Origin of the sequence: Pseudomonas sp. GM33 (genome assembly GCF_000282295.1) — a bacterium.
Classification (GTDB): Bacteria; Pseudomonadota; Gammaproteobacteria; order Pseudomonadales; family Pseudomonadaceae; genus Aquipseudomonas; species Aquipseudomonas laurylsulfatiphila.
In genome coordinates, this window is record NZ_AKJO01000030.1 from 1 (window position 1) to 18410 (window position 18410).

Here is an 18410-nt window from a genome sequence, read left to right on the forward strand (position 1 = left end):
CCTTTTGGTTACTTTTGGGGCGTTTGCCAAAAATGACCCGCTGTAAGAGCGGAACCATAAGCCGCCGTTACCGCAGGAATGGATATGTACTCAACTCAAACCACCAGCATGGTCGGCCCAGAGGCCGCCAAGCCTCAGTGCGCCGAAACCCGCTGCCGCCCCCCAGAACCATTGGGCGACAAAGCCAGCGCCAACTGCGTCCGATTATGCATATGCGTCAACCGCAAAACCTGCGACACATACAACTTCACCGTGTTCTCGGTAATCCCCAACTCACAGGCAATCTGATAGTTGGTCTGCCCCTTGCCCACCAACCGCGCCACTTCCAGTTGCCGCGGAGACAGCTGATTGAAAATCGCCGGAACCTCCACCGCATCAGAATCAGCGACACCCCGACCACCCGCGTCCGCCGCCTGCGGCCCGCGCCGAACCTTGTCCAGGTCCTGGTACAGATCATCGATCGACTCGGACAAATACTGCAGCTTCTGATTCAAATGCCCCAACTGCAGGTTCTTGTACCTTTCCTGCAAGGCCACTTCCTGGCGCTGCAAACCTTCGAACAACTCATTTAGATCGATCGGTTTCTGGTAATAGTCAGACACGCCAGCGCGCAGGGCCTTGATCACGTCCTGCTTGTCGGCACACCCGGTGAGCATGATCGCCTCGAACGCCCGGTGCTTGCCCGACAATCGTTGCAGCTCCTGCATCAGCTCGATGCCGTCCATGCCGGGCATGTGAAAGTCCAGCAACACCAGGCCAATATCGAGGTCTTCGCTGAAACGCTTGATCGCCTGATAGCCCGATTCGCAGGGAACACAGCGGTAACCTTTGCCCTCCAGAAATTCGCAAAGCTCTTCAACGATCAATGGCGCATCGTCGACCACAAGGACTTTTACTGCCGAAGTAAACTTGCTCACGAGTAACTCCCTGTCAGGTCAAAGGTTGACCTGTCCCCCACCGACAGCCAGCGGCTGTACAACTGCTGTCTGAAAAGTAGACGTACTTTCCGGCTCTGTACATGTCAGGACCGACTAGTGAAACCAGGCCAATGTCAGCATCAGCCCCGCCAGCACAAAGGGCGCAAATGGCTGCTTCCTTGACATTTCGGGCGCCATGTAAAAAAGATGGGTTCTAAGCCCTTGACTCATATGAAGCCAGACTCTTGGCGCCAGCAGCAGCCAGAAAATACTGGCCAATCCGGCGCCAATAAACGTGCCGAGCACGTGCATACCGTCCGTCGCAAGACCCAGGGCGGCCATGAGTTTCACGTCCCCGCCGCCCATTCGCTTCATGGCGTAACCCGGTAGCGTGAAGCCCACGGCCAACAAAAAAGCCCAGCCGCCCTGCTGCGCCTCGGCCCCCAGCCAGGTCGTGCCGTTCCACAGCAACCACGCCAGGGCCAGGGCGCCGGCGCCCAGGGTCAGGCCATTGGCGATGTGCCGTTGCCGGGCATCCTGTGCGGCGCAAAGCGCCAGCCAGATCAATAGGACAAAGCTCTGCATTCGGTAAAAAACGTCCGTTTTGGCTGAATGATTCTATGCTGACATTACTCAGTGTTGGTCAGGGTAGACGCACTCATGAAAGCCAGCCTCCCCCACAAACAAAAAGGTGCCGCCGCGATTGAATTCGCCCTGGTGTTCATCATTTTCTTTGGCGTGTTCTACGGCATCATCAGTTACAGTCTGCCGCTGCTGTTGATGCAGTCATTCAACCAGTCGACCGCCGAAGCCGTGCGCCGCAGCGTAGCGCTGGACCCGGCCACCCCCGGCTACAGCGCCGCGCTGATCGCCCGCGCCACGACGGAGCTGACCACGCAAACGGCCTGGATTGCGCCGGCCCTGAACTTCAATGTCGCCACCGACGCCAACATCACTTACGTGGGCGGGTTGCTGACAGTCCGCATCAGTTACCCCACCAATAAAATCAGCGCCGTCATCCCGTTCCTGAACCTGCCCGGGATCGGTCGGGTACCCAATCTGCCGGCCACCCTCACGGCCAGTGCGAGCCTGCAATTTTGAGTGCCGGGGACAAACTGTTCGGGCGTCTGCTGCATCGTCACCCGCCGCCCCCACCGGAGCCGCCGGAGGCACTGCAGGTGCACAGCTTCGGATTGCAGATGCAGCTCAATGCCGATGGGCGTGTCGTTCAATTGAGCGGTCCGCTGCGCCACTTGCTGGCCCAGCAAACCCCAGGCGCACAGGCACCGCACCTGCTCGACTTCCTGTTGCCCCACAGCGGCCTCGTCATCGAAGGCGCGCCGGCGCAATGGCAGGGACAAACCCTGGACCTGGACTTCTACAGTCTCAATGGTCCGCCCCTGCATTTGCGTGGCTGGGTGCAACCCTTGGCCGATGCCTGGTTGTTGCAGATGCTCGACATCGGCGACTTGTTGCTCGAGCGCCGGCAATCGCGCAACCGCGAGCAATGCCAGGTGTTGGCGCTTCAAATCGCCGAACAGTTGCGCCTGTGCAGCCTGACACGCCTGCCCGAAGTGCTGGGTGAACAACTGCAAAGCCTGGCCCAGCGCTTTCAGATCCCCTGCATTGCCCTGGCCTTGCTCGATGAGCAGGAACAGGGTTGGCAGATTCACCAGCACTACACGGCTTTCGATGCACCGCAGCTATGGCAAAACGACCAGCGCCTGGGCACGGGGCTGGACAGTTTGAGCGGCTCGGCACCTCAGTACCTGACCCCGCGCGAACACCCGCGCCTGCAAGGCACGTTCGGCAATACCGATGGCTTCGCCGTGCCCTACCACGATGCGCAAGGGGTAGTCGCCTGGTTGCTGTGCGGTTTCTACACACCACAACAACGTGCCCCCGATGTCACCGAACGCGACTGGCTGCAAATCACCGCCGCGCTCGCCAGCCCCTTGCTCGAACGCCTGCGCGAGCACCGGCATCACCTGCAACTGGAACGCCTGGAGTCGCTGCAAGCGTTGCTGGGCACAGGCTGGTGGGAAGTCTTCAGCGACAGCGAAGAGGTGCAGTTGGCACCTTCGCTGGCGACAACCCTGAACCTTGGAACATCGCGTTTATCCGTACAGGACTGGCTCAACCAGGTGTATCCCGCCGACCGTGAAGAGCTGCGCATCCGTCTGCAGGACTTGCAGGTGTCGGGCATGCCGCTGCTGTTGTGCGTGCGCCTGTATCGTCCCGACGATGCACTCGAACCCGTCTGGTACCGCCTGCAAGGCCAAGCGCTGGGCGTGGGCAAAAACCGTCGGCTGGTGGGTTTCATGCACGACATCAGCGACATCAAGAATCAGCAGCAGAGCGCCGCCGCCGCCCATGCACGCCTGGACAATCTGATCGCCAGTTCACCGGCGGTGATTTATGTACAGCGCTATGACGAAGGCGCTCTGCAACCGGAGTTCTTCAGCGACAGCCTGTTCCCGTTGCTCGGCTGGACCCTGGCCGACTGCGCACCCGGAACGCTGGTGGAACGGGTGCATCCCGACGACCGTCTGCAGTATTTCGAGCGCACGCGGCTGTTGCTGCGTGAAGGCTCGGTGCGCGCCCGCTATCGGTTGCGCGACAGTCACGGTGACTATCACTGGCTGCTCGATGAAGCGAAGTTGCTGCGCGACGACCTCGGCTTGCCGGTGGAAGCAGTGGGCCTGTGGCTGGACGTCACCGAAGCGACCCTGGCGACCGAGCAGGTCAGGCAGAGTGAGGAGCGCTACCGGATTCTGGTGGAAGACTCGCCGGCGATGATCTGCCGCTACCAGCCGGACCTGACCCTGACCTTCGGCAATCGCCCGCTGGCCACCTATCTGGAATTGGCGCCCGAGCAATTGCCGGGGGTGAATCTGGGCAACTGGATGTCCGGGGAACAGCGCGAGGCATTCACCCGGCGGCTGAACCAGTTGAGCCCGGAGTTTCCGGTGAGCACCGCCGAGATCAACCTGCAACTGCCCGGGCGCGAACACGCCTGGTGGGTCTGGTCCGATCGCGGGGTGTTCGACGAACAGGGCCGCTTGCTTGAGGTTCAGGCCGTGGGGCGGGACAACACCGAGGTACGACGCTCGCAGCAGCAGCTCACACAAAGCGCGAAAATGGCCACCCTCGGTGAAATGGCCACCGGCCTGGCCCATGAGATCAACCAGCCGCTGAACGTGATGCGCATGGCCATCGTCAATGTCCTCAAGCGCCTCAACAACGGCGACGTACAGGTCGATTACCTGATCGACAAGCTCAGCCGTATCGACACCCAGGTGCAACGCGCCGCGCGGGTGGTAGACCACATGCGGGTGTTCGGCCGTCGCTCGGAAATCGAGCAGCAACCGTTCAACCCGGCCCAGGCCATCGAAGGCACACTGGCGCTGTTGTCCGAAGGGATGCGCGGCAAAGGTGTCGACCTGCGTATCAGCGAGACCGGTTTTGAAGTGCTGGTGCGCGGCTACGTCGATCAGCTTGAGCAGGTGCTGATCAACCTGATGGTCAACGCCCGGGATGCATTGCTCGGCAAGCGCGAGGCCAACCCCGATTTCAAACCGTGGATTTCGGTGTACGCCGAACGGGATACACACGCGGTACGCCTGTGGGTCGAGGACAACGGCGGCGGTATCGACCCGCGTTTGCTGGAGCGGATTTTCGAGCCGTTCTTCACCACCAAACCGGTGGGTGTCGGCACCGGTCTGGGGCTCTCGGTGAGCTATGGCATCGTCGAGAACATGGGCGGCAGACTGAGCGTCAGGAACTCCACCGAGGGTGCGCGGTTCTGCATCGAGTTGCCGATTGTGGTACCGGACTAGATCACCAGGGAGGGGCGTCCGGGCGGTTTGCAACTGAGATTGGCGCCGACATCGACCTTGTTCAGGGTGATCCCGAGGTTGGCCAGCAGGCCGTCAAGAATGGGGTCGACCAAAGGGCTGAGCAAGCTCTGGATCGCAACGCCCAGCGTGCTTTGCACACCGTTGAGGGTACCGGCCGCAACGACCAGCAAGTCCCCCAGCAAACTCGACCCGGTCGGCTTGTAGGCCTCAACCTGAATTCCCCCCAACGTGCCTTTCAGGCTGTTGACGATGCCTTGCGTGCCCAGGCTATAGACCAGCGGCGGCTGCTTGATTTCCGGTGGTTGGTTGTACACGTGGTTGGTTTGGGTGCTGGCGACTGAAGTGTCGACTTTTACCCCAAGTCCACCGCCATAGAACGGAACGCGGGTGCTCTGGTTGCAAACCCCGAACACACAACTGACCTTGCCGATATCAATCAACGCCAGGGGCTGAACACTGACATCGGCCGACGATGAAAACGCATTGGCGGTGTCGATCTTGCCGACTTTGAGTTTCACCAGCGACGTGTTGGTCTGGGTGGTCAGGGTTTTGGTGGCGTCGCTGACGCAGGTGTAGGCAGTGACGTGGCTGTCGGCTGCGGCCACTTCCAGGGAAATGTCGATGGTTGGCGTGGGTAGGATCTTCAGATCGGTTTTGTCGCAAGAGCCGGTCAATGTGCAAAGCAGCGAACTCAGCGTACCGGCCAGGTTCAAGTGCAACAGATCATTCAACGTATCCGTCAGCCCGCTGACCAAGGCGTTGTTGGTGACGGCGCTGGCCAGACCACTGATACCGGACAGCACTGGCAAATTGAGCGACAGCACTGTGCGCACCTGGGCGGTGCGCACGTAAATCCGGTTGGGATCATTGAGCTGGCCAGTGACCAGCGCCGGGTTTCCAATGGCCGACAACTGCGGCGGCTGGATGACTTTGACCTTGACCCCGCCATTGACCAGCCCCGGAATGCTCAACGGGATGTTGGCGACGGCGGCATTCTGGCTGTTGGCCAAATGGATGAAGGCCTCGACCAACTGAAACACCTGCAAATTGGTATTGAGAGCCGACGACACCGTGCCCGTTTGCAGTTGCAGTAATTGCCCCAGAACAATCGTCGTACTGCCCGCTGCCACCTTCAGGCCGGTCAGGCCGCTGACCGCCACGCTGGTGCTCGTGCCACCGGCCTGGAGTACCGTGATGGCGGAGTCGAGCAGTTGAGTCAGGGCGATGTTTTTGCTCAGCAGCGCGGTGTAGTCCCCGGCGGTGACGTGAGCATCAATGGCCAGTTGATTGAGATAACCGAGCAGGCTGATCTGCGTATCAACCAGCCCCTGCCACCCGGCAACACTCAGGTTCAGGCTGCCACCGAGCATCTGCCCCAGCAGCAGGTTCAAGGCCGCTGACTTGCTGGAGTCGACCACCAGCGCCGTACTGCCGATGGTCAACATCGCAAGGGGTGGAAGGACCGCCGGCGCACTGACCGCCGTCGCCGTCAGTTGGGTGGTCAGGCTGACGGGGCCAGGGCCCATCAGCGCATAGATGCCCGCCGCCACGCTGGTCGGCACGGTGTGGGTGACGATCACCCGGACCGCGTCTTTTTTACTGGCATCGACCCCAAAGGTCCGAAGGTTGTTGGCCCCCGTCTGCAATGTTCCGCAAGTGGTGTTCAGGGTCATGCTGTCGGCGGCGTCGTAGCCGTTGCGAGTGGCGCTGGCCTGGGCATAAGTCGCCGCAGTGGCCGCCGGCACCAGGCAATCCCCGTTGCGAGCGACCGCTTCCAGCACCGCCACGTCGGCGATGCGCTGCAACTTGCGTTGCTCCAGGTACAACCTGCCGGTATCGACCACCAGCAACATGAACCCCAGAGCCAGCGTCAGGGTCAAAGCGGCCATCAAGCCGATCGCCCCCCGTTGCCGGGCCGGGCCGCGAAACTGCATGCGGAGAGACATGGCGCACTCCTTTGCCGGCGCACTGCCGGGCGCGACCTCCGTTGGTGAAAAGCAGTGTAGACAAGGGTGGCCAAGACTGCTGGCAACTCGCCAGCCCAAGCAACAAAAAAACCCTGTGGGAGCGGGCTTGCTCGCGAAGGGGGCGGTACATCCAATTACAGATTTGCCTGACAGAATGCCTTCGCGAGCAAGTCGGATCGCCGCACCGCCGCTCCCACAGGGATGATTGTTGGTATTGAGTGGATCAGCTTGAGTGCGGTGGATAGTTGGCCAATATCCGCGTGACTGTTTCCAGGATGGCATCACGACGATCTGACGGGTTCGGTGTGCGGCTGAGTATCTGTTCGTCACTGCCACGCCACACCAGTTTGCCGTCCTTGCCGTCGAGCAGGTCGATCTGGATGGTCGCTACCTTGTAGCTGACATTACGGGTTTCGTTGTACATGGGCGCGCCGTAGTAACCATACCACGGGTACCCCCACCCGCCGCCGTAGTTGGTAGTCACCTGCTGTTGCCGCTCTTCGACAATCAGGTAGGTCTGCACATTCAAGTCGCCCTTGGCACCCGCGGCGGCCGGGCGCAGACCGCGCTGGTCCAGTTGATCGGCAACCGCCTGACGGATGCGCTGGTCGGTCAGGTCGCTCTTGATCCGTGGATCATCGGGACGATATTGCACGGCGGGTTCTTTCCACGCCCAGCTGCGATAGGCAGCAAAATCGCGGCTGGCGTCAAAATCATGATTGACCTGGTTGGCGGCGCAGGCACTGAGCAGCGCGACCATGGCCAGTAGAATGAAACGGCGGAACATGATGGTTCTCCTGCGAAATGCTTCTTATCTACAGAAGCTAACTGGGAGGATACGCCGACATCGCCTTTTCCACAGCCTCCCGCATGGCATCGGCGCGCTCGCTTTCGCTGCCCCGGTTGCCGGTTTCAGCGCTGGAGCTCCATATCGGCTGACCGCTTTTGGCGTCATACATATCCACCTGAACCACCACGACCTGTTCCTGATAGGTCCGGATGATCGGCACGGTGGCGTATGCGCCATATCCAGGGCCATAGCCGTTGTAGCCGCCATAACCGCCGCCGTAATAGTCGTCCTGAACCTGACGCAAGCGGGTTTCCATCCGCAGGTCTGCGCTGACAAACAGGTCCGCTGGACGATTGTCGTGTAGCGGACGTAAACCCCGCTGATCCAGCGCATTGCTGACCGCTTCGGCAATCTGTGCGGAATCAGCCCAGGCCGTACCCGGTGGCAGGTGCCCGTCGAGCCAGGCCCAACTGCGGTAGCGCCCATAGTCACGGGGTGCTGCCGGGTAAGCGCTGCGATCGAAGGTCTTGGCGGCCTGGGGCGGTGCCGGCGGCAAGGGGTTGGACGTGGCGACATAAGGATTGCTGCCCTGACAGGCCGCCAGCCCCAGGCAGAACAGCAGTACACCTGAATGACTTTTCATTGCGTGCTCCGATCAGACAGGCCGACAGATCCAGTGCAAGTAACGTCCAAGCCCGGCATAGGCTGGATGACGGCGGTGGGCCAGTTCCATTTCCAACAGGTCCACCAGCTCGGCGCGGGCCTGAAATTCCACCGGCATGTAATCGTGAAAAACCCGCACGCCACTCTGGGTTTCGACCCGCCACAGACCTTCAAGTTGCGCCGCCAATTCACGCGGATCAAGGGGCTGCTGCGGGGTCAGGCTCTGCTTTTCACCGGCCATGTCGTTCTTGCGCATCTTGCGGAAATGGCCCTTGAGCAAGTTGCGGTAAATCAGCGCATCGCGGTTGTAGAACGCCAGGGACAGCCAGCCGTCCGCCTTGGTCAATTGATGCAACACCGGCAGGATGGCGTGGGGTTCAGCCAGCCATTCCAGCACGGCGTGGCACAACACCAGGTCGTAGGGTTCGGTGAGCTGCCCGAGCAGTTCCTGCCAGGGTGCCTGAATGAAGGTGGCGCTCTGTCCGGCGTCGGCGAAGCGTTGGCGGGCGCCTTCGAGCATCGGTTCGGCAGGTTCGGCGAGGGTCACCTGATGGCCACGCTGGGCCAGCCACAACGACATGTGGCCAAGGCCCGCGCCGATGTCCAGCACGCGCAGCGGGCGGTCGGGCAAGGTTTCGGCCAGATCGGCCTGCAACACCGCCAGACGGATCGCACCTTTGGCGCCGCCGTAGATTTTTTCGGCGAAACGGGTCGCCAGTTGATCGAAATGACGGTCGCTCATCAGCTGAACCTCCGCTCGCTGTCCGCCAGTTTGCTGCGCACCACGGCCTCCATGTCCAGGCCCAGCTCGCTGCACAACAGCAAAAGATAAAGCACGATGTCACCGACTTCCTGCCCGGCATGGGCGAGTTTATCCGCCGGCAACTGGCGTGACTGGTCTTCGGTCAGCCACTGGAAAATCTCCACCAGTTCGGACATTTCCACGCTCGCGGCCATGGCGAGGTTTTTCGGGCTGTGAAATTGCCGCCAGTCATTGCGGTCACGGATGGCGTGCAGGCGTTCGGTCAGTTCAACAAGGTTCATCGGGCTCTCCTGAAGGCGTATAGCTTCGGGGGGATGACCGAGGATGGCAAGTGACAACGGTTGAGTGCCGTGCAGGTTTTTTGTGGGAGCGGGCTTGCTCGCGAATGCGGTTGTCCAGTTAATAATGATTCGACTGACACGCCGCCTTCGCGAGCAAGCCCGCTCCCACAGTTGCGGTGCAACCCTCTATGCTTGTGGGAACTCGGCAGCATGATCGACAGCCCAAGGCTCAATTCTCTTTAATCAGGACGTTCACTCCATGCAGGTAGAAGGTTTTTCCGAATGGCTCGGCCAGGTACTCGGCTCGATCATCCGCTTCATCGTTGATGGTCTCAGTGGGCTGTTCAATCTGTTGAGCAACGCCAGCAGCAATTTTGTCGAAGGCTTGTCCCAGGCGCTGGGCATGGAGACTTCGGTCGTCAGCATCGTGACCTTGATCCTCGGGCTGATTCTGCTGTGGACGGCGATCCGCGCCTTTCTCAATGCATCCTTCATCATGGGGATCATCTGGTTGATGCTGGGGCTTTGGCTGCTCAGCTGGATCATTCACTGACCCCACCGGACACTGTGGGAGCGGGCTTGCTCGCGAAGAGGGAGTGACAGTCGAATCAATATTGACTGGACGACCGCTTTCGCCAGCAAGCCGGATCGCCGCACCGCCGCTCCCACAATTGAATACACGGCATGCTCTAAATCTGCCGCTACAATGCCCGCTCCCCAAGGAGCCTGCATGTCCAACCTGACCGCCGACTGGCGCGACCGCCCTACCCATCGCCGGGTCTGGGCACTCGCCGCGCCGATGATTCTTTCGAACATTTCCGTACCGCTGGTGGCGTTGGTCGACAGCACCGTCATCGGTCACCTGCCCCATGCCCATCAACTTGGCGCCGTCGCGGTCGGGGCCAGTCTGTATACCTTCCTTGCCTGGGCCATGGGTTTTCTGCGCATGGGTTCCACCGGGTTCGCCGCCCAGGCGGCCGGGCGCGGGGATGGTGCGGCCTTGCGGCAGATTCTGTTGCAAGGCCTGTTGCTCGCCTTCGGCCTGGCCCTGGTCCTGGGTGCAGTGGGCGTGCCGTTGAGCACAGTGGCGCTGCACTTCATGCAACCCTCGGCGGAGCTTGACCAGCTGACCCGCGAGTTTTTCCACACCCGTCTGTTCGGGCTGCCCGCGGCGCTGGCCAGTTATGCACTGGTCGGCTGGTTTCTCGGCACCCAGAATGCCCGGGCGCCGCTGGCGATTCTGCTGAGTACCAACCTGATCAATATCGCCCTGAACCTGTGGTTCGTCCTCGGCCTCGAATGGGGCGTGGTCGGTGCGGCCCGGGCCTCGGTGATTGCCGAATGGACAGGGGCGCTGATCGGCTTGCTGATGACCCGCAAGGCCCTGCGCGCCTATCCCGGGCATATCGTCTGGGCGGCATTGGCGCTGTGGCACAGTTGGCGGCCATTGCTGGCGGTCAACCGCGACATTTTCATCCGCAGCCTGGCGCTGCAATCGGTGTTTTTCCTGATCACGGTGCAGGGCACGCGGCTGGGCGACGCCACGGTCGCGGCCAATGCCCTGCTGCTCAACGGTTTGCTGCTGACCGCCCACGCCCTCGATGGCCTGGCCCACGCCGTGGAAGCGCTGTGCGGGCATGCCCTCGGTGCCCGCGACCGCGATGCCCTGCGTCGTTCATTGGTGGTGGCGGGCGGCTGGTCGTTGCTGGCGAGCCTGGGCTTTGCCGCGCTGTTTCTGTTCGCCGGGCATTTGTTCATCGAGATGCAGACCGACATTCAAAGTGTGCGCGACACCGCGTTCATCTACCTGCCCTACCTCGCCGTACTGCCGCTGATTGCCGTCTGGAGCTACCTGCTCGACGGCCTTTTCATCGGCGCCACCCGCGCCAGGGAAATGCGCAACGGCATGGTGCTGACCGTGGTGCTGGTGCTGCCTTTCGGCTGGGCACTGCAAGGCTGGGGCAACCATGGCCTGTGGATAACCTTTTTGTTGTTCATGCTGCTGCGCAGCCTGACCCTCGGCGTGATCGCCTGGCGCCTGCGCCGTCACGATGGCTGGTTTGCCGGCAGCACTCACTGAGCGGATCGAGCTCATGGCCAGGGGCGGTCGTTCTGCCACAGGTGGCGCAGGCTATCGAGGCGCTCCTGCTGCGTCCTGCCCGGCAATGGCTGCACGGGCACGGCGTCGGGGTACTGCAAACGTAGCCATATCCAGCCATCAAGCACCGGGCGCTCGCTGAAACCCAGCGCCAGCCCTTCCTGCACATGGGCCCACAGGCGGGAGAAGTCGGCACCGCTGGATCGGTTCCAGCGCCAGGCATGTTGTTCGAGCAGGCAGGTTTGCAGTTTTCCCTGTTGCCCGGCACTGAGGCTCTCCTCGACGGCCAAAGGGCTGACCGCCAACCCGGGGTTGGACAAGCGCTGCCACCCCTCACATCCTGTTGCGCGATCGGCCCAACTGCCGCCGAACCAACGCAAATGCTGGATCGGCCCTAGCCAGCGACTCAGTTCAGCGGCATCGCAGGCATCGAAAAAATAGCTGGCCGTGATCGGGTTGTAGTAGTTCAAAAGGGCCCGGTGCAAGCCAAGCGTCACCGTGAGCATGCGCCGTAAATGCGCCAGCAACGACTCAACGCCGGCCTCGCTGACCATCAGCAATCCGGGCCAGCGTTGGCCGTCGACGATGCACAGATCGGCCAGTGCCGGGCAGGTGCGCAGATCGACCAGGAGCGGCCCCTGCTCACGCAGCGCATGCCACTCCGTACCTTCGAACAACCCGGACCACCGGGCTTGTGCAAACATCTGCCGAAGCATGACACCCGCCTGCGGCGTGCCCGGCACATCCAGCAACAACCACTGCGGGGGCGCCTCGGGCGTACGTGTGACGATCATGCTCCAGAGCTCTGGCCAAGCTGCGTCGCCAGACGACAGGTGCACAACGCCTGTGCGCAATGATTGAAACTGCCACCGCCGGGCAGCAGGCACAGCATCAGCAGCGGCTCTGCCGAGTGCAACCATTGCTCCAGGCCCTCATCAGGGGTGCAAATGGCCTGGACGGTGTCCGCATTCGTCTCCTCGATCGTTGCCGGCGCATGCAGCACTCCGGTTATCTGCGGCTGGTCGGGATCACCTTCGATAAAACTCACGACCAACTCGGTTCCTTCGCGCAATGGCGAGTACGTCTCGGCCTGCAACGGCCCGGCCAATGGCAGCCAACAATGACTGGGCGCAGCCCCTTCGCCCTGATAGAGCCAGTCGAATTGCACCGGGACCGGTCTTGCCGGATCGGGGGCTTGCTCATCGACCTCCACGACCCACGCCCGCTGCAGGCTGTGCATCTGTGGTTTGCTCGTCGCACTGGGTGGGTCGAAGCGGGTCGGCCATTGCAGGGCACGGGCCTGGTTGTGGTACGGCGTCGCCGTATCCTGGCAGCCCCAATGTTCAACGTGGGTCACCAGCCAGAGCCGATTGCAATCGGCAACCGGATGACCGGACAGCGGCATCACCCGACCGCTGCGCAAGGTCGCCAGGTCTGTCCGGCATTCGACACTTTGCGCCGCTGTCGCAGCGCTACGCTGGCGTTCGAGCTGCCGCACTCCCGGCTGATCGCCCTCGCAGCGCAAAACCGCAGGCTCTGCGGTTCGAAAATGTTGCTGATCGTCGCTGAACACCACGCAGTGCCCCCCGACCCGGTTTTCGAAGTGGTAATGCAATCCTTCCTGGGCGCAGAGTCGCTGGACAAATTGCAGGTCCGACTCTCGATATTGCGTGCAGAAATCCCGGAGCGGGTGGTCGCCGCTCAGCGCCAGGCGTCGATCTTTACCAGTAATGCCATGCTCCTTGAGCACCTGATCGAGGATTTGCGGCACCGAACGGGCGCTGAAAATTCGTTGGCTGAAGCGCTGGGCCAGACAAGCCAGTCCTGGTCCCAGGCGCACCTGGCAGAGTCGGGGCCCCGAGGCATGATCACGCTGGACGAGTTCATGCAGTTGCCCATGCACATGGTTTCCGGCTGGCCCGAAATGCAAAGAGGCCGGGCGGTACAGCAAACTGGCAAGGTCAAGCACCGGGTCATCGATCAGCAGCTCCAGGTCGAACACGAACGGCTCGCTGATGGCTTCTCTACCGGTAAAGGCCAGGACCTCAAGGGAGTCGGGCAAACCTGCAACATCCAGAAGAAATGGCGGTTCGCTGACTGGGTTGAACATCGGCGTTTCTCTACGGGAGGGGCGGCCGGGGATTCTCGCTGAGAGACATGGCCGAGTAGAGTGCCGAAATACAAATTAGGAAATAACCTACGCGAAAAGAAGACCAAATGCGTTGGGTAGTCGAAAAGGCAGGGAGTTTCCCGTGGAATAGGAGAATTGCCGCACCAGGTCATCTGAAATTTCCGAGGCAAAAGGAAAATTTTCAGACAACCTGATGAGCGTGGTGCTTACCTCAGGAAGACAGGTAAGACGAACGGGTCAGCCCCAGACGCAAGGCATCGAGGAACTGCGTGCGCTCGGTTGCACTGATACGGGCACTGGCGCACTTGTCGCGGTAGTGAGTCATCAGCTCTTCCGGCGACAAGTGCACGTAACGCAGCATGTCTTCGATGGTGTCGTGGGTTTCGATACCGGCGTGGTACACGCTGCCGTCGGCGTTCTGGTAGATGTTCACCGAGTCGGTGTCACCGAACAGGTTGTGCATGTCGCCAAGAATTTCCTGGTAGGCACCGACCAGGAACACACCCAGCAAGTAGTCTTCACCTTCGTTCAGCGCGTGCACCGGCAAACTGGTTTCGATGCTCTGCTCGTCGACGTACTGGTTGATCTTGCCGTCGGAGTCACAGGTCAGGTCTTGCAGCACCGCACGACGCAGCGGCTCTTCGTCGAGGCGGTGCAGCGGGATGATCGGCAGGACCTGGTCGATGGCCCAGGTGTCCGGCAGGCTCTGGAACACCGAGAAGTTGCAGATGTACTTGTCAGCCAGTTTGTCGTTGAGCTCGTCCAGCACCTGACGGTGGGAACGCTGACGCGCCTTCAGCGAGTTGTGCAGGCGACGGCACACCGCGAAGTAGCATTGCTCGGCCAGGGCTTTCTCGGCCAGGGTCAGCTTGCCGTCGGCGTACTGGGAGGCAACGTCACTCATGTAGTGCGTGGCGCGCCAGTAGGTTTCGGTGACCATCTCGATATCGGTCGGGCCCAGCAGGTCCACCAGCCACTGTACGGTTTCCGGCAGTGCTTCCTTGTTCTCGATCTGTGGCACGTCGTCGTTGTGCTTCTCGACGTCGGTCACCTGAATCACCAGCATGGCGTGGTGCGCGGTCAGGGAGCGGCCGCTTTCGGAGAAGATGTTCGGGTGCGGCAGGCTCTGCGCATCGCAGAACTCCTTGAGCATCCCGACCACGACGCCGGCGTAATCGTCCATGTCGTAGTTGATCGAACTGGCGTTACGCGAGTGCGTGCCGTCGTAGTCCACGCCCAGGCCGCCACCGACATCGATGTGGTCCACCGGCAGGCCGAGGTTGCGCAACTCGCCGTAGTAACGGATCGCTTCCTTGAAGCCGTGCTGGTAGTCCGCCAGGTTGGCGATCTGCGAGCCCATGTGGAAGTGCAGCAGGCGAATGCCCTGGTCCAGGCCGGCCGCGCGGAAACGCTCGACCACCGACAGCAGTTGCGCCGCCGACAGGCCGAACTTGGATTTCTCGCCGCCGGTGTCTGCCCACTTGCTCGACGCCAGGGACGACAGGCGCACGCGCAGGCCGACCTGAGGCTTGACCTTGAGCGAAGTCGCTTCTTCGATCACCAGGCCGACTTCGGATTCTTTCTCGATCACGATGAACACGTTGTGGCCGAGCTTCTGGCCCATCAGCGCCAGGCGGATGAACTCACGGTCCTTGTAACCGTTGCAGACGATGGTGCCGCCCTTCGGCGCCAGTGCCAGCACCGCCAGCAGTTCGGGCTTGGACCCGGCTTCCAGACCGATGGAAACGTTCTGGGTGGCGATGATGTTTTCGATCACCGCTTCCTGCTGGTTCACCTTGATCGGATACAGCGCGGTGTACTTGCTCTGGTATTCCAGACGCTCGATGTTGGCATCGAACGCGCCAGTCAGCTGACGCACGCGGTCTTGCAGAATGTCCGGGAAACGGACCAGCAACGGCAAGGACAGGCCGCTTTTGCGCAGCTGGTCGACTTGCTCGAACAGGTCGATAGGCGAGCTGCTCGGACCGTTCGGACGAACTTCGACGCGACCGGCGTCATTGATCGCGAAATACCCGGCCCCCCAATGGCGAATCCCGTAAACACTGCGGCTGTCCGCAACTGTCCATTGGCTGCCATCGTCTTTGCGTGTGCGTCGTACGGACATCGAAGTCCCCTATAAAGAAGTCATAGTGCGTCGCCTGGATTCAGGCCGGCGCAGTCTAAAGAATGAAAATGACGGTTCGTCAACGAGGCAATAGACCCCGCCGACCGCAGTGAGTTTAGAAACCGGTCATGAACAGGCTCTGTGAAAACCATGTGGACGGCGCCAGACCTGAATGCCATCAGGACCGGATCAAGCCGAGGGTGGTTTTCACAGAGGCTGCTAGCCGCCGGACTTCTTCGCCTTGAAACCGAGCTTGATCAGTTCTGCCAAGAGTAGCTCGACATGATCGCCCTGGATTTCGATGACACCGTCTTTCAACGCCCCACCGGTACCGCAACGCTTCTTCAACGTCGTGGCCAGGTCCTTGAGCGCCTCTTCAGCCAACGGCACGCCGGTGATGGTGGTCACCGTCTTGCCGCCACGGCCCTTGCTTTCGCGACGCACGCGCGCAATGCCGTCGCCGGCCGGGATAACGGTCTGTTTGCAGATGCAGGCGTCCACCGGTTTACTGCATTCCGGGCAATGACGACCTGCGTCGGTGGAAAATACCAGGCCGCCCAGGGCGGCGAAGGATGCGGCTTTTTTGGCCACCGGCAATCCTCTTCGGAGGACAAAGACTGGTCGCAGCACTTGGGAAGGCTATCGACCGCGAAGCCCCACTCAGGCAGGGGCAGCGCTACTGAAACGGTACAACATTCACTTCACTGTGGGAGCGAGCTTGCTCGCGATGAACTCAAAGGCGACGCGTTCATTCTGGATGCCCGCGTAATCGTTGACGTCCATCGCGAGCAGGCTCGCTCCTACAGCAACAACCAGCAATACCGGTTACAGTTTGAAAAGGTCGCGCAGTGTAACGGCAAAAACGCCGATTGCTAAGAGCCAATCGGCGCCAATTTATAGCTGTTTTGCGACGTTGCTTTGTTGAGCCTTCAGATAGCGCTTCAACGCCGCCAGAGAGTCCGGGCAGTAAGGCTTTTGCTCGATCTCCCGCATGACCTGATCGATGGGGATAAAGCGGGCTTCGAGCACCTCTTCCGGTTGCAGGGTCAACGGGCCGTCCCACACCGCCGAGAACGCCGAGCACCACAGGCGATTGCCCGTGTCCTCGAAGAAAAAATGGTCATGGGCGGTCAGCTCCACGCCACTCACGCCCAGTTCTTCTTCCAGTTCCCGGGCCGCCGACTCGGCGTAGGTTTCACTGGCGAGCACCATGCCCCCCGCTGCCACGTCCCAGTAACCGGGATAGATCGCCTTGCTCAGGGTGCGGCGATGCACGCAAAGCTCGCCAGCGGAATTGAACAACATGATGTAGGTACCGCGCCCGATCAGCCCGCGCTCGCGCAAATCGGAACGGACCAGGGCGCCCAGCAGGTTGTCCTGCTCGTCGACCCAGGCGATCTGTTCGGCATCGGAAGCCGCACGGTGTGCGGCTTCCCTGGTGTTTTCGACCATGACTCAGCCCTGATTGAGCAGTTGACGCAAATCGATCACCGCCGCGTTGGCCCGGGAAATGTAGTTGGCCATGACCAGCGAGTGGTTGGCCAGTACGCCGAAGCCACTGCCGTTAAGGATCATCGGGCTCCATACCGGCTCCTGCGAGGCTTCCAGCTCACGAATGATCTGGCGCACGCTGACCGTGGCGTTTTTCTTGGCCAGCACATCGGCGAAGTCGACTTCGATGGCGCGCAACAGGTGCGACAGCGCCCAAGCCTGGCCGCGGGCCTCGTAGAACACGTTGTCGATCTGCATCCACGGCGTCTCGACGATTTCCTCGTCGACCTGCGGCACTTGGCCCGGTGCCACGACTTCGGTTTTCAATGCGGTATTGAGCTTGACCCGACCCACACTGGCCGACAGCCGTTGCGACAGCGAACCCAGGCGGGTACCGACATCACCCAGCCAGTTGTTCAGGTTGTCGGCACGGGCATAGAACAGCGCGCTTTTCTGGTTCGGATCGGACAGGCGCGCCTGATAGCGACTCAGGGAGTTGATGCCTTCCTGGTACTCGGACTCACTGGACGGCAGCACCCAGCTCTTGTTGTCGAAGTTGAAACGCGGCTCGGCCTTGGCCAGGTCGGCGTCTTCGGCGGACTGCGACTGCGAACGGGCGAAGTCTTTGCGCAACGCCCGGCTCAGGTCGCGGACCTGCACCAGCACGCCATATTCCCAGCTCGGCATGTTGTCCATCCACAGGCCTGGCGGGAAACGGTCGTTGGATATATAGCCGCCCGGCTTGGTCAGCAAGGTGCCGGCGACGGTCTTGAGGGTTTCCACCGTGGTGTAGCCGACGACCATCTGCTTGCCTTCTTTCTCGGCCGCCAGTTGTGCGGTTTGCTGGACCGGGAAGAGCGCCGGCTCCTGGCTCCAGTACCAGCCCAGGACACACGCCACCAACAGGTAGATGCCCAGCAGAGTGGCCAGCGCCCGGCTGAACAACAGACCCCCCAGGTAACTGCGGGCCTCCGACTTCGGTTCAGCGGTACGTTCAGGCGCACTGCCTGTGCGGTTCTTCCAGTCCAGCATGGCGGTATCCTTTCAATCTCTTGAGTTCAACGATTCGACCACAACCATACAACAACGTGCCTTGGCCCGGCACCCGCCATTGCATCAATGGGGGGAAATTACCGGGCTTGTGGATGAAAAGTGTTTCTACCCACGCAACGACGCGGCGGCCGTCGAAATCCCCTGAGGGTTTGCATTGCCCTCTCTAAGGGAATCCCTGATCCCCTGAAGCCAAAGAAAACAGCCAGATCAGCACGGGCCAAAGATCATGAATGATCAACTATCAGTCACGCGCCAATTGCCGGCCCGCGCC

17 protein-coding genes are annotated in these 18410 nt (G+C 61.2%); 4 read left to right on the forward strand and 13 right to left on the reverse strand.

Annotated features, from left to right (window positions below; translation table 11 throughout):
- Positions 1–134: 134 nt before the first annotated feature.
- Positions 135–917, reverse strand: coding sequence for a response regulator transcription factor (locus tag PMI26_RS24285; protein WP_007971327.1), 783 nt, complete (start codon positions 915–917; stop codon positions 135–137).
- A 114-nt stretch (positions 918–1031) separates the two neighbouring features.
- On the reverse strand, positions 1032–1502 hold the full coding sequence (locus PMI26_RS24280; RefSeq protein ID WP_007971329.1) for a prepilin peptidase: 471 nt from the start codon (positions 1500–1502) through the stop codon (positions 1032–1034).
- A gap of 75 nt (positions 1503–1577) precedes the next feature.
- Here PMI26_RS24280 and PMI26_RS24275 point away from each other — a divergent pair, with 75 nt between their 5' ends.
- The gene (locus tag PMI26_RS24275) at positions 1578–2018 is read left to right on the forward strand and encodes a TadE/TadG family type IV pilus assembly protein (protein ID WP_007971331.1); all 441 of its coding nucleotides are present in this window, start codon (positions 1578–1580) and stop codon (positions 2016–2018) included.
- Positions 2015–4756, forward strand: coding sequence for a PAS domain-containing sensor histidine kinase (locus PMI26_RS24270; RefSeq protein WP_007971332.1), 2742 nt, complete (start codon positions 2015–2017; stop codon positions 4754–4756). The genes PMI26_RS24275 and PMI26_RS24270 overlap by 4 nt, the downstream gene beginning before the upstream one ends.
- On the opposite strand, the gene PMI26_RS24265 is transcribed toward PMI26_RS24270, so the two are convergent.
- From PMI26_RS24265 to PMI26_RS24245, 5 genes are all read right to left on the reverse strand, one after another.
- Positions 4753–6723 carry a pilus assembly protein TadG-related protein gene (locus PMI26_RS24265; RefSeq protein WP_007971334.1) on the reverse strand — a complete coding sequence of 657 codons (1971 nt, stop codon included), beginning with the start codon at positions 6721–6723 and terminating at the stop codon, positions 4753–4755. The two genes, PMI26_RS24270 and PMI26_RS24265, sit on opposite strands and share 4 nt — an antisense overlap.
- Positions 6724–6967: 244 nt before the next feature.
- Positions 6968–7531 (reverse strand): DUF4136 domain-containing protein, encoded by a 564-nt coding sequence (locus PMI26_RS24260; RefSeq protein WP_007971335.1) that lies wholly within the window; start codon positions 7529–7531, stop codon positions 6968–6970.
- A 37-nt stretch (positions 7532–7568) separates the two neighbouring features.
- Positions 7569–8177, reverse strand: a complete 609-nt coding sequence (locus tag PMI26_RS24255; RefSeq protein ID WP_007971337.1) for a DUF4136 domain-containing protein — start codon at positions 8175–8177, stop codon at positions 7569–7571.
- A gap of 12 nt (positions 8178–8189) precedes the next feature.
- Positions 8190–8939 carry a methyltransferase domain-containing protein gene (locus tag PMI26_RS24250; protein WP_007971340.1) on the reverse strand — a complete coding sequence of 250 codons (750 nt, stop codon included), beginning with the start codon at positions 8937–8939 and terminating at the stop codon, positions 8190–8192.
- Positions 8939–9241, reverse strand: a complete 303-nt coding sequence (locus tag PMI26_RS24245) for a MazG-like family protein (RefSeq protein ID WP_007971343.1) — start codon at positions 9239–9241, stop codon at positions 8939–8941. Before PMI26_RS24245 ends, PMI26_RS24250 begins: the two co-directional genes overlap by 1 nt.
- A gap of 259 nt (positions 9242–9500) precedes the next feature.
- Here PMI26_RS24245 and PMI26_RS24240 point away from each other — a divergent pair, with 259 nt between their 5' ends.
- Both PMI26_RS24240 and PMI26_RS24235 read left to right on the forward strand, forming a co-directional pair.
- Positions 9501–9794: a hypothetical protein gene (locus tag PMI26_RS24240; protein WP_007971346.1), complete on the forward strand. Its 294-nt coding sequence runs from the start codon at positions 9501–9503 to the stop codon at positions 9792–9794.
- A gap of 177 nt (positions 9795–9971) precedes the next feature.
- Positions 9972–11321: an MATE family efflux transporter gene (locus PMI26_RS24235; RefSeq protein WP_007971348.1), complete on the forward strand. Its 1350-nt coding sequence runs from the start codon at positions 9972–9974 to the stop codon at positions 11319–11321.
- A gap of 11 nt (positions 11322–11332) precedes the next feature.
- Here the strand turns inward: PMI26_RS24235 and PMI26_RS24230 are convergent, their stop codons facing one another.
- The 6 genes from PMI26_RS24230 to PMI26_RS24205 all read right to left on the reverse strand — a co-directional run bounded on the left by PMI26_RS24230 (position 11333) and on the right by PMI26_RS24205 (position 18118).
- Entirely contained in the window at positions 11333–12133 is an 801-nt protein-coding gene (locus PMI26_RS24230) for a DUF4123 domain-containing protein (RefSeq protein WP_007971350.1), read from the reverse strand.
- Positions 12130–13449 (reverse strand): type VI secretion system Vgr family protein, encoded by a 1320-nt coding sequence (locus PMI26_RS24225; RefSeq protein WP_007971352.1) that lies wholly within the window; start codon positions 13447–13449, stop codon positions 12130–12132. Before PMI26_RS24225 ends, PMI26_RS24230 begins: the two co-directional genes overlap by 4 nt.
- Before the next feature lie 232 nt (positions 13450–13681).
- Positions 13682–15595, reverse strand: coding sequence for an arginine decarboxylase (speA, locus tag PMI26_RS24220; RefSeq protein WP_007971353.1), 1914 nt, complete (start codon positions 15593–15595; stop codon positions 13682–13684).
- Positions 15596–15814: 219 nt separating this feature from the next.
- Positions 15815–16186 (reverse strand): translation initiation factor Sui1, encoded by a 372-nt coding sequence (locus tag PMI26_RS24215; RefSeq protein WP_007971354.1) that lies wholly within the window; start codon positions 16184–16186, stop codon positions 15815–15817.
- 303 nt (positions 16187–16489) lie between these two features.
- On the reverse strand, positions 16490–17047 hold the full coding sequence (locus tag PMI26_RS24210; RefSeq protein WP_007971355.1) for an NUDIX hydrolase: 558 nt from the start codon (positions 17045–17047) through the stop codon (positions 16490–16492).
- 3 nt (positions 17048–17050) lie between these two features.
- Positions 17051–18118: a DUF2333 family protein gene (locus PMI26_RS24205; protein ID WP_007971356.1), complete on the reverse strand. Its 1068-nt coding sequence runs from the start codon at positions 18116–18118 to the stop codon at positions 17051–17053.
- Positions 18119–18410 lie beyond the last annotated feature (292 nt).

Coding starts and splice junctions, on each gene's coding strand:
- PMI26_RS24250 (WP_007971340.1), bottom strand. CDS start 8,939: ATGAGCGACCGTCATTTCGATCAACTGGCGACCCGTTTCGCCGAAAAA.
- PMI26_RS24275 (WP_007971331.1), top strand. CDS start 1,578: ATGAAAGCCAGCCTCCCCCACAAACAAAAAGGTGCCGCCGCGATTGAA.
- PMI26_RS24245 (WP_007971343.1), bottom strand. CDS start 9,241: ATGAACCTTGTTGAACTGACCGAACGCCTGCACGCCATCCGTGACCGC.
- PMI26_RS24255 (WP_007971337.1), bottom strand. CDS start 8,177: ATGAAAAGTCATTCAGGTGTACTGCTGTTCTGCCTGGGGCTGGCGGCC.
- PMI26_RS24260 (WP_007971335.1), bottom strand. CDS start 7,531: ATGTTCCGCCGTTTCATTCTACTGGCCATGGTCGCGCTGCTCAGTGCC.
- PMI26_RS24235 (WP_007971348.1), top strand. CDS start 9,972: ATGTCCAACCTGACCGCCGACTGGCGCGACCGCCCTACCCATCGCCGG.
- PMI26_RS24225 (WP_007971352.1), bottom strand. CDS start 13,449: ATGTTCAACCCAGTCAGCGAACCGCCATTTCTTCTGGATGTTGCAGGT.
- PMI26_RS24240 (WP_007971346.1), top strand. CDS start 9,501: ATGCAGGTAGAAGGTTTTTCCGAATGGCTCGGCCAGGTACTCGGCTCG.
- PMI26_RS24205 (WP_007971356.1), bottom strand. CDS start 18,118: ATGCTGGACTGGAAGAACCGCACAGGCAGTGCGCCTGAACGTACCGCT.
- PMI26_RS24230 (WP_007971350.1), bottom strand. CDS start 12,133: ATGATCGTCACACGTACGCCCGAGGCGCCCCCGCAGTGGTTGTTGCTG.
- PMI26_RS24280 (WP_007971329.1), bottom strand. CDS start 1,502: ATGCAGAGCTTTGTCCTATTGATCTGGCTGGCGCTTTGCGCCGCACAG.
- speA (WP_007971353.1), bottom strand. CDS start 15,595: ATGTCCGTACGACGCACACGCAAAGACGATGGCAGCCAATGGACAGTT.
- PMI26_RS24265 (WP_007971334.1), bottom strand. CDS start 6,723: ATGTCTCTCCGCATGCAGTTTCGCGGCCCGGCCCGGCAACGGGGGGCG.
- PMI26_RS24210 (WP_007971355.1), bottom strand. CDS start 17,047: ATGGTCGAAAACACCAGGGAAGCCGCACACCGTGCGGCTTCCGATGCC.